At 48.9% G+C, this 15,720-nt stretch carries 14 protein-coding genes; 12 read left to right on the top strand and 2 right to left on the bottom strand.

Annotated elements, in window-relative coordinates:
- Window positions 1-3: 3 nt before the first annotated feature.
- The 6 genes from DFR60_RS10885 (at window position 4) to DFR60_RS10860 (ending at window position 6,115) form a co-directional block, all read left to right on the top strand.
- The gene (locus DFR60_RS10885) at window positions 4-1,395 is read left to right on the top strand and encodes an ABC transporter substrate-binding protein (RefSeq protein WP_110322928.1); all 1,392 of its coding nucleotides are present in this window, start codon (window positions 4-6) and stop codon (window positions 1,393-1,395) included.
- A gap of 83 nt (window positions 1,396-1,478) precedes the next feature.
- Window positions 1,479-2,396 carry a carbohydrate ABC transporter permease gene (locus DFR60_RS10880; RefSeq protein WP_110322927.1) on the top strand — a complete coding sequence of 306 codons (918 nt, stop codon included), beginning with the start codon at window positions 1,479-1,481 and terminating at the stop codon, window positions 2,394-2,396.
- On the top strand, window positions 2,393-3,238 hold the full coding sequence (locus DFR60_RS10875) for a carbohydrate ABC transporter permease (protein WP_110322926.1): 846 nt from the start codon (window positions 2,393-2,395) through the stop codon (window positions 3,236-3,238). Before DFR60_RS10880 ends, DFR60_RS10875 begins: the two co-directional genes overlap by 4 nt.
- 8 nt (window positions 3,239-3,246) lie before the next feature.
- A complete protein-coding gene (locus DFR60_RS10870; RefSeq protein WP_110322925.1) occupies window positions 3,247-4,683 on the top strand; it encodes a Sapep family Mn(2+)-dependent dipeptidase in 1,437 nt (478 codons plus the stop codon).
- A gap of 157 nt (window positions 4,684-4,840) precedes the next feature.
- Window positions 4,841-5,575 carry a ComF family protein gene (locus DFR60_RS10865; protein ID WP_110322924.1) on the top strand — a complete coding sequence of 245 codons (735 nt, stop codon included), beginning with the start codon at window positions 4,841-4,843 and terminating at the stop codon, window positions 5,573-5,575.
- Window positions 5,576-5,623: 48 nt separating this feature from the next.
- On the top strand, window positions 5,624-6,115 hold the full coding sequence (locus DFR60_RS10860; protein ID WP_110322923.1) for a GNAT family N-acetyltransferase: 492 nt from the start codon (window positions 5,624-5,626) through the stop codon (window positions 6,113-6,115).
- 17 nt (window positions 6,116-6,132) lie between these two features.
- Here the strand turns inward: DFR60_RS10860 and DFR60_RS10855 are convergent, their stop codons facing one another.
- Window positions 6,133-6,888 (bottom strand): helix-turn-helix transcriptional regulator, encoded by a 756-nt coding sequence (locus tag DFR60_RS10855; RefSeq protein ID WP_110322922.1) that lies wholly within the window; start codon window positions 6,886-6,888, stop codon window positions 6,133-6,135.
- Window positions 6,889-7,154: 266 nt separating this feature from the next.
- Here DFR60_RS10855 and DFR60_RS10850 point away from each other — a divergent pair, with 266 nt between their 5' ends.
- From DFR60_RS10850 to rfbD, 4 genes are read left to right on the top strand one after another with little or no spacing between them, the layout of a single operon-like run.
- On the top strand, window positions 7,155-8,348 hold the full coding sequence (locus DFR60_RS10850; protein WP_110322921.1) for a MerR family transcriptional regulator: 1,194 nt from the start codon (window positions 7,155-7,157) through the stop codon (window positions 8,346-8,348).
- A gap of 57 nt (window positions 8,349-8,405) precedes the next feature.
- Entirely contained in the window at window positions 8,406-9,290 is an 885-nt protein-coding gene (gene rfbA, locus DFR60_RS10845; RefSeq protein WP_055654649.1) for a glucose-1-phosphate thymidylyltransferase RfbA, read from the top strand.
- A gap of 43 nt (window positions 9,291-9,333) precedes the next feature.
- A complete protein-coding gene (rfbB, locus tag DFR60_RS10840; RefSeq protein WP_110322920.1) occupies window positions 9,334-10,356 on the top strand; it encodes a dTDP-glucose 4,6-dehydratase in 1,023 nt (340 codons plus the stop codon).
- Between the two features lie 27 nt (window positions 10,357-10,383).
- Complete coding sequence (gene rfbD / locus DFR60_RS10835; protein ID WP_002601769.1) at window positions 10,384-11,226, top strand: dTDP-4-dehydrorhamnose reductase; 843 nt, start codon at window positions 10,384-10,386, stop codon at window positions 11,224-11,226.
- 36 nt (window positions 11,227-11,262) lie between these two features.
- Here the strand turns inward: rfbD and DFR60_RS10830 are convergent, their stop codons facing one another.
- Window positions 11,263-13,497 carry a helix-turn-helix transcriptional regulator gene (locus tag DFR60_RS10830; protein WP_207659522.1) on the bottom strand — a complete coding sequence of 745 codons (2,235 nt, stop codon included), beginning with the start codon at window positions 13,495-13,497 and terminating at the stop codon, window positions 11,263-11,265.
- 371 nt (window positions 13,498-13,868) lie between these two features.
- Here DFR60_RS10830 and DFR60_RS10825 point away from each other — a divergent pair, with 371 nt between their 5' ends.
- Window positions 13,869-14,816: an ABC transporter permease gene (locus DFR60_RS10825; RefSeq protein WP_110322918.1), complete on the top strand. Its 948-nt coding sequence runs from the start codon at window positions 13,869-13,871 to the stop codon at window positions 14,814-14,816.
- A complete protein-coding gene (locus DFR60_RS10820; protein ID WP_110322917.1) occupies window positions 14,816-15,715 on the top strand; it encodes a carbohydrate ABC transporter permease in 900 nt (299 codons plus the stop codon). The genes DFR60_RS10825 and DFR60_RS10820 overlap by 1 nt, the downstream gene beginning before the upstream one ends.
- Window positions 15,716-15,720 lie beyond the last annotated feature (5 nt).

Genomic DNA, 15,720 nt, shown 5'->3' with positions numbered 1-15,720 from the left:
AATATGAAAAAGAGAGTGATGCTAATGGCAGCGGCCGTCATTATGGCGGCGGGACTTACCGGATGCAGCGGCAGCCCGGCAAAGGAGCAGCAGGATACCACGCAGACGGCTCAGAGTACGACAGGACAGGAGAGCAGGGAATCGAAAGAAACGACGACAGAGGCAGATAAGAAATCCGGTGAAAAAACGGAACTGACCATAACCTGGTGGGGGAGCCAGCAGCGGGCAGAACTGACTCAGGAAGCATTATCACTCTATGAAGGGGAAAATCCCGGAGTTACGTTTGACGGACAGTTCCTCTCAGGAGCGGATTATTGGAATAAGCTGGCCACGTCCGCGGCGGGCCATACCATGGCTGACGTTGTACAGATGGACAAGGCCTATATCAAACAGTACGTGGACAATGGCATGTTGGTGGATTTGCAGCCGTATGTGGACAGCGGAGTCATCGATCTGAAAGATGTGGATAAAACAGTACAGGAATTCGGAAAAATCGGAGATGGCCTGTATGCCGTCTGCATTGGGGTAAATTCGCCGGCGCTTCTGTATAATAAAACCCTGCTTACGGAAAATGGAATCGAGATCAGGGATAACATGACAATGGAAGAATTCCTGGAGATCTGCAGACAGGTAAATGAGAAGACGGGCTACAAAACGAATCTTCAGTATAACAATGGAACCTCGTGGCTGGATTTCTTCCTGCGCTCAAAGGGAGAGTATTTATTCGGAGACGGTACGATTGGAGCATCAAAGGAAAACCTGACGGAATATTTTAACCTTTATAAAATGGGAATTGATGAGGGCTGGCTGATCAATCCGAGTGTATTTGCAGAACGATCCATCGGACAGCCGGAGCAGGAGCCTTTAGTCTATGGCTCGGATCCGTCCAATATGTCCTGGTGTGCATTTTACTTTTCCAATAATATGAACGCCGTCACGAACGCGGCTCCGGAGGGCATGGAGATCGGCATCACGACGTGGCCATCCGATGATGCTGTAAAATCCAATTACTTGAAACCCAGCATGTTCTTCTCGGTTTCCGTTGACAGCAGTCAGCCGGAAGAGGCGGCAAAACTCATTGATTACTGGACGAACTCCGTGGAATGCAATAAGATTCTGTTAGGAGAGCGTGGAGTGCCTGTATCATCGGCGGTTGCAGAGGCAATCGCATCAGATATGAGCGAATCAGACCAGAAGGTAGTTGATTATATTAACAATGTGGTGACTCCAAAGTGCTCCATGGTCAGCCCGGCATCTCCCAACGGAGCCACAGAGGTTTATGACGTGGTATATAAAATGGAAGAAAAGGTCTGTTACGAGGAGATTACCCCCGAGGCGGCAGCAGAGGAGCTGTTGAACCAGGGAACGAAAATTTTACAGAGTAAGCAATCGTAGGCTACAGAGGGGCTGCTGCAGAAGAGCGGCAGCCTTTTTACTGCCCAAAATGGCTCGAATCTATCAGAACGGCGGTGGTTTGTATGGATAAGAAATGGATTAAATTAAAAATGGCATTCAGCAAAAACAGCACGGCGGGCGTCGTCTTTGCGCTGCCCTTTATCATTGGTTTTTTTATGTTTATGGTTATTCCCATGGGAATGTCGCTGTATTATTCTTTTTGTGAATTTGAAATTCTGGGCGCTCCCAAATTTATCGGTCTCGGCAATTATGTGAAAATGTTTACGGAGGATGAAACCTTCTACAAGTCGATTTCCGTGACATTCTTTTATGCGTTGGTCTCAGTTCCGCTGCGCCTGGTATTTGCCCTGATTGTAGCCCTGATTCTCAAGCAGACGACGAAAGCGACAGGAATCTACCGGGCAGCTTACTATCTCCCGTCAATTATCGGCGGGTCGGTAGCGATTTCTATCTTGTGGAAACGGCTTTTTGCAGAGGATGGGACGTTTAACCATCTGCTTCAGCTGATTGGCATCAACAGCCATTTTTCCTGGCTTGGAAGCAAGAATACCGCAATATGGGTTTTGATTCTCCTGGCAGTCTGGCAGTTTGGTTCTTCCATGCTGATTTTTCTTTCCGCATTAAAGCAGATATCAATCTCCCTTTACGAGGCCTCGAGAGTGGATGGGGCGGGAAATATCAACCAGTTTTTCCGGATTACGCTGCCGCTTTTGACCCCCACCATATTCTTTAATCTGGTGATGCAGATGATTAACGGGTTTCTGGCGTTTACACAGTGCTTTATTATTACTCAGGGGCGGCCGATGAGTTCAACACTGTTCTACAGCGTCTATATGTACCAGCAGTCCTTTGAATTTTACAACACGGGATACGGCGCGGCAATGGCGTGGGTGATGCTGGTGATTATCGCCATGATTACGGTACTGTTGTTCTGGTCGAAAAAGTTCTGGGTTTATGAAGGAGGGAATGAAAGATCATGAAAAGCAAAAAAATAGCCGGAAAAATTGTTTACCACCTTCTGGTTGGGATCGGAGCGTTCATTATGGTGTATCCACTTCTCTGGATGGTAATGAGCTCTTTTAAAGAGACGAACGCTATTTTCACGACAGCCGGGCAGCTGATACCAAAGCAGTTTACCCTGGAGAATTATCAGAATGGCTGGAGAGGGTTTGGAAAAGTAAGCTTTGGCACCTTTTTTAAAAATTCCTTTTTCATTGCAGCGCTGGCGACGTTCGGCACCATCCTGTCCTCCGCTTTTGTGGCATACAGCTTCTCACGATGCCGTTTTTGGGGAAAGAAGCTTCTGTTTGCCGCAATGCTGGTATCCATGATGCTTCCGGCCCAGGTACTTATGATTCCCCAGTACTTATGGTATCAGAAGCTGGGCTGGGTTGGGACGTATCTTCCTCTGATTGTCCCCTACTGCTTTGCTATTCAGGGTTTTTTCGTATATCTGATCATGAACTTTATAAATGGAATCCCCACGGAGCTTGACGAGGCGGCAAAGATAGACGGCTGTTCCTATTATTCCATTTTCTTCCGGATTATTTTTCCACTGGTAGTACCGGCCCTCATTACCGCAGTCATCTTTTCCTTTATGTGGAGATGGGAAGACTTTCTGTCGCCTCTTCTGTACGTAAATAAATCAGAACGGTATCCCATCAGCCTTGCGCTGAAGCTGTTCTGTGATCCGGCTTCTACCTCGGACTACGGAGCGATGTTCTCTATGTCGGTACTTTCCATTCTGCCGCTGATTATTATATTTATTCTGCTTCAGAAGTATCTGGTGGATGGAATCGTATCTTCCGGGATTAAGGGATAGGAGGAAACATGGATCGAGAGGATAAAATCAGACAATGGATTGACGCGCATGAGGAAGAACTGGTCCGGGATATCGGAGAACTGGTGAAAATCCCCAGTGTCTCGCGGCCGGAACAGGAGCAGTCAGATGATGTGGTGGAAGCAGCGCACAGTATGATAAAAATTGCGGCTCAGTATGGATTTCATACGGAAAACTGCGATAACCGCTGTGTAAAGATACTCTACGGGGATGGTGAAAGTGAAGTGCAGGTATGGGGACATCTTGATGTTGTTCCGGCCGGTGAAGGCTGGATCTATCCCCCGTGGGAGTGTACGAGAAAGGGAGACTTTCTGATTGGAAGAGGAGTTTCAGATAATAAAGGGGCGGTCATCACGGTTCTTTACTGCCTCAGATATATGAAGGAGCATAACATAAAGCCATGCTTTCGTATCAGTCAGATCTGTGGACTGAGTGAAGAGACGGGAATGGCTGACGCGGCCTATTATCTTACGAAATGGCCGGCTCCCGATTTCGGATTTGTATCAGACTGCCGCTTTCCGTTGTGTTATGGGGAGAAGGGCAGATGCGTGGTGATTCTGGAACGGGACTCGGTTCCAGAAGGGATAATTGATATGTCGGCAGGGGAGGCCTCCAACAGTGTGCCGGCAGAAGCTGTGATCCGTATTGACCGATCCATAGATATGGGGGATATGGAAGAGGAGGCATTACGGCTGGGGGTGATAATCAGGAGAGAGGTATCCGGGTCCACCGTGAGCTATACGATAAATGGGACACCGGGGCATGCAGCGGCACCGGATCGCTGTGTAAACCCCATCGGTCTGGCAGGCAGGCTTCTAAAACGGGGGACCGGGCTGAAAGAGGAGGAAAAACATATTCTGGAATTTTTGCAAAAAGCCTGTCTGGATGGGTATGGAAAAGAACTGGGAATTGCGGCCGGCGATCCGGTTTTTGAAGATCTGACATGTGCCGGAACTGTGCTGGAGATGAAGGGCAGGACCGTATGCCTGACGATGGATATCAGATACCAGCCTTCGGTCAATGCCGGGGAGATGGTGGAACAGCTGCGGAAAGCGGCAGAGTGTTATGGTTTTATGGTCACTGCCGAAGAACACCGGGATGGTTACTGCGGCAGTATTGATTCAGAGGAGGTAAAAGCACTGCTGGCCGCGTATGATCATGTGGTGAAAGATGGGAAAAAGCCGTATGTGATGGGAGGCAATACTTATGCGGGAATGATACCAAATACCGTGTGCTTTGGGCCGGGCATTCCGAAAGATTACTCTGAGCTTGGGCTGCCGGCCGGCCACGGGGGAGGCCATGGATGCGATGAAATTCAGTCGGTATCCAGCCTTAAGAAAGCGATGGAGGTCTACATTCATGCCTTCATGAATTTAAATGATCTATATAAAATGCGGAGTGGAAAAAGAAAAAATCCAGAATCATAAAAAGATGAAAGGGATTGAAAATCAGAACATTGATGGTATAATGGGACTATACTCCGATGCGGCTTCGCACGGTAGTTCTGAACATCATTTGCGTATATCTTATATTTCTTAATCGTAACAGAATCTTTCATACCCCATCCCCAACAGGAGAAAAAATATGAAGAACGAGACTTTTCCGGTGCGGCTCAGGACTTTTTTTACCGACCTCCTTTTCCCACGCCGCTGCCCTGTCTGCGGTGACATTGTGCTGCCCAAAGGAGAGCTGATCTGTCCCGGCTGTGTGAAAAAGCTGTCTTTCGTGAAACAGCCGGTCTGCAAGAAGTGCGGAAAGGAGATTACCAGTGCTGAGAGGGAGTACTGCCTGGACTGTACGAAGCACAAGCGGTCCTTTGATTACGGGAGGGCGCTGTTGAACTATAATGACACCGCGAAAAAATCTATGGCGGATATCAAGTACAGAAATCGTCGGGAATATCTCGATTTTTACGCGGAGGCGGTCTGTCTACGGTATGGGAAGCTACTGATGCGGCTGGGAGCCGATGCGCTGGTGCCTGTGCCCGTCCATCCGTCCCGCAGGCGTCAGAGGGGCTTTAACCAGGCGGAGGTTTTTGCCGACCGGATCGGAGAACGGCTGGGTATCCCGGTCTGTTCGGGGATGCTGGTGCGCAGGAAGAAGACCGCGCCTCAAAAGCAGCTGAATCCAAAGGAGCGGCTTCACAATCTCGAGGAGGCGTTTGCGGCGGGAGCGGTGCCGGAAGGGGTAACGCGGGTGATCCTGGTGGATGATATTTATACGACCGGGAGCACGATGGAGGCGTGCGCCAGGGCACTGTTGCGTGCGGGAGTGAAAAATGTCTATTTTATTGCGATTTGTATTGGACGGGGACAGTAAAATATTGTAATATTAGGAAAAGAAATAGAAACGCAGGAGGAAAAGTTTATGGAAATCAGAATTGCGCAGGAAGAAGACGTCCCATATCTGCTGGATATCTATAACCACGAGGTGCTGCACGGGGAAGCGACCTTCGATATCAACCCCAGGACACTGTCGGAGCGGCTCGACTGGTATTATGCTCATAACATAAGTAATCATCCCTTAATCGTGGCGGTGGAGGACGGCCATGCGGTCGGTTATGCCTGCCTGTCCCCCTATCGTGTGAAGGAGGCCTATGCGGCTACCGTGGAACTGTCTGTCTACGTCCACAGGGATTACCGGAAGCGCGGAATTGCCAGGAAGCTGACGCTGCATATACTGAACCTGGCGAGGGAGGACGAGCGAATCCATACCGTAGTTTCCGTGATCACCGGCGGAAATCAGGCCAGCATCCATCTGCACGAGGAGCTTGGATTTCTGCACTGCGGGACGATCAAAGAAGTGGGCGTGAAGTTTGGAAGGTATCTGGATATTGAGAATTACCAGATGATGGTGTAGGGAAGACAGCGGGAACGCTACTGTGATTTTTCCGCAGGGGAAGCGGATATTTTCCGCCTCCCTCTTATTATACAAAAGTAACCGCCATGCTGTAACGTATCCTGTGTCCCTAAGCACATACCGAGACCGGACAGCAGAAATACAACCGGCGATGAGGCCATGTAGTCGGGCAGATACGAAAACCTCATATGATTTAAATAATCCCGGAGCGGCTGCATGGGAAAACTGGGTATAAACATAGAAAGTACAGCCACGACATACAAAAGGAGTATACCTGCCGAAAAAAACAGTATTGTTCTCCTGATCCAAGCACGCCGAATCGAAAAATCGGCGAGAAGTCCCAGTAAATTCATCAAGCCTGCTCCGCCGGCAAAGAACGTGACTGGCCGGACGAGAAGATAGAAGATAAAGAAAGGCACCATATTATAGTAGAGTCTGCGCAGCTCCATCACCTTATCCTTTAAAATAATCCAGGAAATCACACCAGCCAGAACGACCGCTCCACATATCAGGGCAGCAAAAAGATGGTATTTCTTTCTTTTACTTATGGACGCTCCGCTCTCTTCGTCTATTTTCCTACCATATAAAATCATATATAGATCTGTGTCAAATGCCTTGGCAATCGCTTCCAACATTTCAATGTCAGGTTGGTTTTTTCCGGTTTCCCAACTGGATACTGCCTGCCGTGTCACATGGAGCCGCTCCGCCAACTGTTCTTGAGACAGCTTCCGTTCTTTTCTCAATTTTCTGATATTTTTGTCTATTGCATTCATGATTTGCCTCCCGTTTCACCATAACTTTAAACTGATTCCGTTATATTTCCAATTCCATCTTATTTCTGTAATAACCATAGCATAACAGGACAGAGAATGTCACGCAACAATTCGTTGCACCCTATAAAAATAGAGCATTTACGCAAATTATGGTTTTAAAAACTGCTTCCTGCAATAAAAATTCTAAAAAACACTTGACCCTTCCCTTACGTCACCCTATATAATGGTATCATAAAGATCCCAGAACAAAGGCGGTGATGCAGAATATGCAAGGGTATTATACTTCCGGAGAGTTCGCAAAAAAGGCAAACGTATCAATCCGGACGATCCGTTATTACGACAAACAGGGCTTGCTGAAACCGGCGGGCATGAGCGAGGCCGGATACCGGCTGTACACGGATTCCGATTTTGCCAAGCTCCAGAAGATCCTTTCACTGAAATATCTAGGCTTCTCCTTAGACGAGATCCGTTCGATCACCATCAACGATGATGACAACGGCTATGTAGAGCAGTCTCTGGAGCTTCAGCTGGATTTAGTGAAGAAGCGGATTGAGCATTTGAAACTGGTGGAGCAGACACTTTCGGAGACCTCGAAGCTGGTAAAGGACAATCCGGTCATTGACTGGAATAAAATCCTGCACTTAATCCATATTACCAATATGGAAAAGAGCCTGGTGGAGCAGTACAAGAATGCGGCCAATATCAACATCAGGATTGATCTTCACAAGAAATATGCGAAGAATCCCATCGGGTGGTTTCCGTGGCTGTACTCCCAGCTGGAGCTGAAGGACGGTGAAACAGTTTTGGAGACCGGATGCGGTAATGGAGAGCTGTGGAGAGAGAACCGGGATTTAATCCCGCCGGAAGCTGTGATCTGCCTGTCCGATGTCTCGGAGGGCATGATCCAGGATGCCAGGGAACATTTAAAAGGTGTGACGGGCAGGTTTTCCTATGAAGTCTTTGACTGCTGCAGGATTCCGAAGGCGGAGGAGAGCTTCGATAAGGTCTCGGCCAACCATGTGCTGTTTTATTTAAAGGACTTAGACGGTGCGCTGGAGGAAGTGCGGCGGGTGCTGAAGCCGGACGGGACATTTTTCTGCAGTACCTACGGCCGGGAACATATGAAGGAGATCAGCCAGCTGGTGAAGGAGTTTGATTCACGGATCGTGCTGTCGGAAGTGAACTTATACGACGTGTTTGGCCTGGAAAACGGCCGGGAGATTTTAAACCGCCATTTTGACCAGGTGGAAGAGATCCTGTATGAGGACCATTTGGAGGTCCGGGATGAGGGGCCGCTGATGGAGTATATTCTATCCTGCCACGGCAACCAGCAGGAGTATTTGAGCGAGCGGTACGATGAATTCCGAGAATTTTTAAAGAAGAAGATCGAGAAAAAGGGGACGCTTTTTGTCACCAAGAGAGCCGGTATCTTTCAATGCAGGAAGAAAATGAACGGATGAAAAATGCCGGAAGAACTAAACCTGAAAACAGATAAATAAAATACGGAGGAACACACTATGAAGGGAATTATCCTCGCCGGAGGCTCCGGCACAAGACTTTACCCGCTGACTATGGTCACATCGAAGCAGCTTCTGCCGATCTATGACAAGCCGATGATCTACTATCCGCTGTCCGTTCTGATGAACGCGGGAATCAGAGATATTCTGATCATTTCCACACCGGACGACACGCCGCGGTTCGAGGCGCTCTTAGGCAGCGGAAGCCAGTTTGGAATCCACTTATCCTACGCGGTTCAGCCGTCACCGGATGGACTGGCTCAGGCGTTTATCATCGGCGAGGAATTTATCGGGGACGATCATGTAGCCATGATTCTGGGCGACAATATCTTCGCGGGACACGGTCTGACCAAACGTCTTCTGGCGGCCGCCAACAAAAAAGAGGGCGCTACCGTATTCGGATATTATGTGGACGATCCGGAACGGTTCGGCATCGTGGAATTCGATTCCAACGGAAAGGCTATCTCCATTGAGGAGAAGCCGGAGCATCCGAAGAGTAACTACTGCGTGACAGGACTCTATTTCTACGACAATAAGGTCGTAGAGTATGCGAAAAATCTGCAGCCTTCCGCCCGCGGCGAGCTGGAAATCACCGATTTAAACAGGATCTATCTGGAAGAGGGCAGACTGGATGTGGAACTTCTCGGACAGGGCTTTACCTGGCTCGACACAGGAACCCATGAATCCCTGGCGGACGCCACCAACTTTGTCCGCACCATGGAGACCCATCAGCACAGGAAAGTAGCTTGTCTGGAGGAGATCGCGTATTTAAACCACTGGATTACCAGGGATCAGCTTTTAGAGGATATCGAACCGCTTAAGAAGAATCAGTATGGCCATTATCTTATGGATGTTCTGGCCGGTAAATATATTGATATAAAGTAAAAAATAAACCGATAAAATGGAGTAAAACAGGAGGAATTCACACATGAAAATCATTGTTACAGGAGGCGCAGGCTTCATCGGAGGCAACTTTGTTCATCACATGGTAAACAAATATCCGGATTATGAGATCATTAACCTGGACTTATTAACGTACGCGGGCAATTTAGAGACTTTAAAGCCGGTAGAGGACAAGCCGAATTACAAGTTTGTGAAGGGCGACATCGCGGACCGTAAATTCATCTTTGACTTATTTGAAAAAGAGAAACCGGACGTGATCGTCAATTTCGCGGCGGAGAGCCATGTAGACCGCTCCATCACCGATCCGGAAAGCTTCGTCAGAACAAATGTCATGGGAACCACCACTCTGCTTGACGCCTGCCGTGAGTTTGGAATCAAGAGATACCATCAGGTATCCACCGACGAAGTGTACGGAGATCTTCCATTAGACCGTCCGGACTTATTCTTCACGGAAGAGACCCCGCTCCACACCTCCAGCCCGTATTCGTCCTCCAAGGCGAGCGCCGATTTATTCGTGCTCTCTTACCACAGAACCTTCGGAACGCCGGTAACCATCTCAAGATGCTCCAACAACTACGGACCGTACCATTTCCCGGAGAAACTGATTCCGCTGATTATCAGCCGCGCGCTGGCGGATGAAGAGCTTCCGGTCTATGGAACAGGTGAAAATGTCCGTGACTGGCTCCATGTAGCTGACCACTGTGAGGCAATCGACTTAATTATCCACGAGGGCAGGGAAGGCGAGATCTACAACGTAGGCGGCCACAATGAGAGAACGAACCTGGAAGTGGTAAAGACGATTTTAAAGGCATTAAACAAGCCGGAAAGCTTAATCAAGTACGTATCCGACCGTCCCGGCCATGACAGACGTTACGCCATCGATCCGAAAAAGCTGGAGACAGAGCTTGGATGGAAGCCGAAATACACATTTGATACGGGAATCGAACAGACCATTCAGTGGTATCTGGACAATGAAGACTGGTGGAAGCACATCATCAACGGAGAGTACCAGAACTACTTTGAGAATATGTACGGAGACCGTTTATAATTCGCAGAAAGCACACTGGAGGCGTATATGAAAGTATTTGTAACAGGAGTAAAGGGCCAGCTGGGCCACGATGTGGTCGATGAGCTGGAAAAGAGAGGCCATGAGGCGATCGGCGTGGATATCGATGAGATGGACATTACGGATGCCGGGAGCGTAGACCGTGTGATCCGGGAAGCCAGCCCGGACGCGGTGATTCACTGTGCGGCCTATACGGCAGTGGACGCGGCGGAGGACAATTTGGAGCTTTGCAGACGAGTGAATGCATACGGCACGGAGAATATTGCCAGGGTCTGCCGGGAGCTGGACATCAAGATGATGTACATCAGCACGGACTATGTATTTAACGGCCAGGGCACCCGCCCATGGGAGCCTGACGACGAGAGAGAACCGTTAAATGTCTACGGCCTTACGAAGTACGAAGGTGAGCTGGCGATCGAGCAGAATCTCACCAAATACTTTACCGTGCGCATCGCCTGGGTGTTTGGCGTAAACGGCAAGAACTTTATAAAGACCATGCTGAATCTGGGAAAGACTCACGACAAACTCACCGTGGTATCCGACCAGATCGGTTCCCCCACCTACACCTACGATCTCGCCCGCCTTTTGGTGGATATGATTGAGACCGACAAGTACGGCCGCTACCATGCCACAAACGAGGGACTGTGCAGCTGGTGTGATTTTGCACGGGAGATATTTAAACAGGCAAACATGAATGTCGAGGTAATTCCGGTCACCTCCGCAGAGTATCCGGCAAAGGCAAAACGGCCGATGAACAGCCGCATGAGCAAGGATAAGCTGGAAGAAAACGGATTTGAGAGACTGCCGTCGTGGCAGGATGCGCTGGAACGGTATCTGAAAGAAATCCAGTAACGAAGTACAGAAAAGACCGCTGATCATCATGAAAGATCAGCGGTCTTTTCTGTACTCGCTGGGAGTCATATAGTAAAATTTCTTGAAGAAACGTATGTAGCTTCTTACGTCACTGTAGCCCACGGCTTCGCTGATCCAGCCGATGGTCTCCTCCGTATTCATCAGGAGGTCCAGGGACTTCTGGGTGCGGTAGTAGTTTAAATACTCCGACAGCGTCTTTCCGGTAGAGAGCTTGAACAGCTTCGTCAGATAGATGGAACTGACGCCCACGTAGCCGGCAATCTGTGGGATGGTGATGGGCTGCGAGTAATTCTGTTCGATATACTGGATCGCCTTTTGGATGTAACCGTAGGATTCCGTGGAAATCTTGTTCTTTGCATCCAGCATCCCAAACAGGCAGTTGAAAAAGTACTTATTGATTTCCTCGACGGAGGAGGCGTTTTCCAGCTTGCGCACAGAGGCGTTTATCTGGATGTCAGGAATGTCCCCGTTGATCTCCAGAAGAGAGGCGTAGATGGTGCTGACGGTGATGAGAGCCATCCGCCTGACCTCTTCCTGGTCCTCGCTTTCCAGATAGCGGTCGCGGAAGGCGTCGGTCTGCTCCTTTAACCCGGCGCCGTCTTTATCGATGATCGCCTGGGTGATACGGGACAGCATATCCTGGTCGATGGAGGAGGTGAACTCATTCTGATAGCTGAGCAGAACGAAGTCATCGGCATCCGCGGCCGTAAAGATGAAGCCCTGCCGGGCCAGCTGCCATACCTGCCATGGGGCCGGTTCCGTCTCGGAACAGATGCCGATGGAGAACAGCGGGTAGACGCTGAGACTCTGCTTCATCCGCTTCTTCAGGGCGGTACACAGCTTCGACAGCTCCTTTCCAAGGGCATCCGACAGTCCGGTATTCAGGATGATACAGATGCTTTTGTTATCAATATAGAGGCTGTAGGCAGTGCCCAGGGCGGAGAAGGCGTTGGTGGTATTGGTCCGGATGACCAGCTTCAGCTGTTCGCGCCTCGTATAGTCCTCCATCTCGTCGAGAGAGGGAAGGGAAATCAGGATAACGGCGTAAAACGGGTAGGGAAATACCAGCCCGTGCTCCTCGTATTCCGGCGGAAGACTGGTGATATCCACGTAGTTATAGAGGATGCCTGACAGCAGACGCTCGCGGACCAGCTGCTGGTTTTCATGCATGACGGTCCCGATGTCGGACAGCTGCGCGTTTAGATTATCGAGAGCGGTGCTGATCAGCGAAAATTCATCCTCCCGGACTCCGGGAATCTCCGTGTAGGGATTGATCCCGATCTTCTTCATGATCGCATCTACCGGGCGCAGCATAATCATGCCGTAAATCATGGAGGCGGCGAAATCGGCCGCAGCCACGGCCAGATAGATGATAAACCACTGCAGGAGCGTGGCGCTTACGGCAGTGAAGAGGTCCAGCCTTGACGCATAAAAAGAGCACCTGGCCCCGATCGTGGAGTAGGAGGAGAATGTGGAGGTACCGGGCAGCAGAAGTTCCACATTATCAGAAACAGACAGACCGTTGTCCCAGTCCTTCATAACTGCATTGGAGGAAGACCAGAGCAAATGGTCCTGAAAGGAAACCGTGGCTGTGTAAGGATTGTAGCCCGCGGCTTCTGCGGCGGCCTTCTGAAGCCGGTCAAGAGAGTAGGACACCGTCACATAGCCCCGCCCCTGGGATTTATACAGAGGGAGCCTGCGCGCATAGGTTATCACGGTAACCGCCGGAGAGGGGGCGTAGTAACGCTTATAGGGAACGTTAATCAGCCACATCTCTTCCCCCTTCATATTCTCAAGGGTGTCTATTAATTCTTTATTATAGAAATCACTGTAATCATACATCCCGCCGCTGGAGTCAAAGACTCTCTGGGAGCGGTTGAAAAAGAGGCAGATGGACTCGTAGTGGTACAGGGTGGAGTAGGGAGTCACATCGTTGGTCATGCGTAAGAGCTGATCCAGCGTGGGAGCCTTCGACTCCAGAACCTGTTCGATGGATGCCAGATTCCCCATAAATACCGCGCTGCTTTTCATGTTGGACAAATTATCCTGAACCGACAGCGCCACATAATTTGCTTTCATCTCCAGATTTTCGTGAAGCTTCATCCGGTTCTGAAGCGTAATCACCACGCCGCCGATGATAAAGATTACAGTAGTGAATAGAAATGTAATATAGAAAAATGAACGGAAATGTCTGGATTTCAGAATGTTTTTCCATTTGCTGTCCCTGGTGTTTTTGTGCTTATTTCCCAATGGTCCCATCCTTTCCAATGATTAGTTGTATCCAATTATAACAAAAAATGGACAGATAGTCAAAAAGATTTGTGCGAAATGAGCGTAAATGCTTCCGTGTAATGGTAAAAATCAAAACACAAATTGGATATAATGTATAATTTCTATAGCAAAAAACAAACTAAATTGGTTAAAAAGCAGATGAATTTTTGCAATTCCCATTGAAAATAAGGTAAATATGACGGTTTGTGAAAAAATGAACGAAATAGGATTATTTTTTGTACTTATTTTAGTACAATAGTTTGCTATGCTTTAGTCACGAGATATGTAAGAGATATCACGTAAGCGGCCAAAGGATATCCGCTAAATGCTCATAACGAGGAGGGAGAAGGTTGGGGAAAGCAGTCGTAAGCAAAAGCAGAAAGGTGAGAAATGGACCCGGTATCAGAACTTATATATGGAAACACAAGTATCTGTATCTGATGCTGGTTCCGGCAATCGTCTATTACATCATCTTTTGTTATGTACCAATGTATGGGGTGACAATCGCATTTAAGGATTTTAACCCGATGAAAGGGATTATGAGGAGTTCCTGGGTCGGCTTTGAGACATTTCAAAAGCTGTTTTCCATGGAAAAGTTTTATTCGGTGTTCTGGAATACCATAAGGATCAGCCTGATCCGTCTGATATTCGGTTTCCCGTTTCCGATTATCATCGCACTCATGTTAAATGAACTGCGCCACCTGCGGATGAAGAAAGTGATTCAGACGGCCATTTACATTCCCAACTTTATATCATGGGTAGTTCTTGGCGGTATCCTGACGAGTATTCTTTCCATGGATTCAGGAATTGTCAACGGAGTGATCAAGAGCCTCGGTTTTCAGCCGATCGGGTTTTTGACGGATGAAAAGTTTTTCGTGCCGACCATGGTAGTGTCCATGATCTGGAAGACCTTCGGCTGGAATACCATCATCTATCTGGCCGCAATCACAGGCATCGACACCCAGCTCTATGAGGCGGCGACCGTGGATGGCGCCAACCGGTGGCAGAAGCTGGTACATATTACGGTCCCCTGTATTCGTTCCATCATCATTGTAATACTGATTACCCGTATCGGTAGTCTGATGCAGGCCGGATTCGAGCAGATCTTCGTTCTCTACCATCCGGGCGTCTACGGGACAGCGGATATTATCGACACGTACGTATACCGAATGGGCCTTCAGGATGGAAAATTCGAACTGGCCACGGCGGTCGGCCTGTTTAAATCCGTCATTAACTTCGGCCTGGTAGTGGCCGCCAATAAGATTGCAAGAATGTCGGGAGAGGAGGGAATTTACTGATGCTGAGATTGAAAAAACAAGAGGAAGGAAGCCATGTCAGGGTTTCCGCCGGTAGTAAAGTTTTTGACGTAGTCAACGTGACGCTGCTGACACTGCTGGCTCTGACCACCTTTTATCCCTTCTGGGACTGTCTGGTGGTGTCATTTTCCTCACTGAAAAGTTATCTTGCAACCAGTATCCATCTGTGGCCTTCCGAATGGTCACTTGACGGCTACGCCTACATGGTGAAGAATATAGAACTGTGGACATCCTACGCCAACAGCCTCTTCATAACAATTGTAGGTACTCTGATCAATATGACGATCACGACGATGGCGGCCTATGTGCTGTCAAAGAAGGATTTAAAGGGACAGAGGTTCTTCATGTTCCTGGCGGTGTTTACCATGATGTTCTCAGGCGGTATTATTCCGACCTATATCGTGGTCAAGGACCTTCATCTAATGAATTCCCTGTGGTCCATGATCCTTCCGTCGGCGATCAATACCTACAATCTGATTATTTTGCGCAATTTCTTCATGGATTTACCGCTGGAGCTGGAAGAGGCGGCGCTGTTGGACGGCTGTACGGAAGTTGGAGTCCTGTTCCGTATCATGCTTCCTATATCCAAACCGGCTCTGACGACCGTTACACTCTTTTATGCAGTGGATCACTGGAATGACTTTTTTTCGGCGATCATGTATATCAACAGCAAACAGGCGTGGCCGCTGCAGCTGTTCCTGCGTTCCATGCTGTTTCAGAACGATGCAGCGTATTCCAGCGGAGGCGAGAGCCTGTTTCTGCTGGGACAGCCGATGAAGATGGCTGCGGTTATGATGGCGATTATTCCGATCATGTGCGCCTACCCATTCTTCCAGAAATATTTTACAACAGGAATGACGGCGGGGGCGGTCAAGGGCTAGAAGTG

The organism is Hungatella effluvii, assembly GCF_003201875.1.
GTDB classification, from domain to species: Bacteria; Bacillota; Clostridia; order Lachnospirales; family Lachnospiraceae; genus Hungatella; species Hungatella effluvii.
Note: the sequence above shows the minus strand (reverse complement) of the source record. Positions and strands in the feature narration are given on the sequence as shown.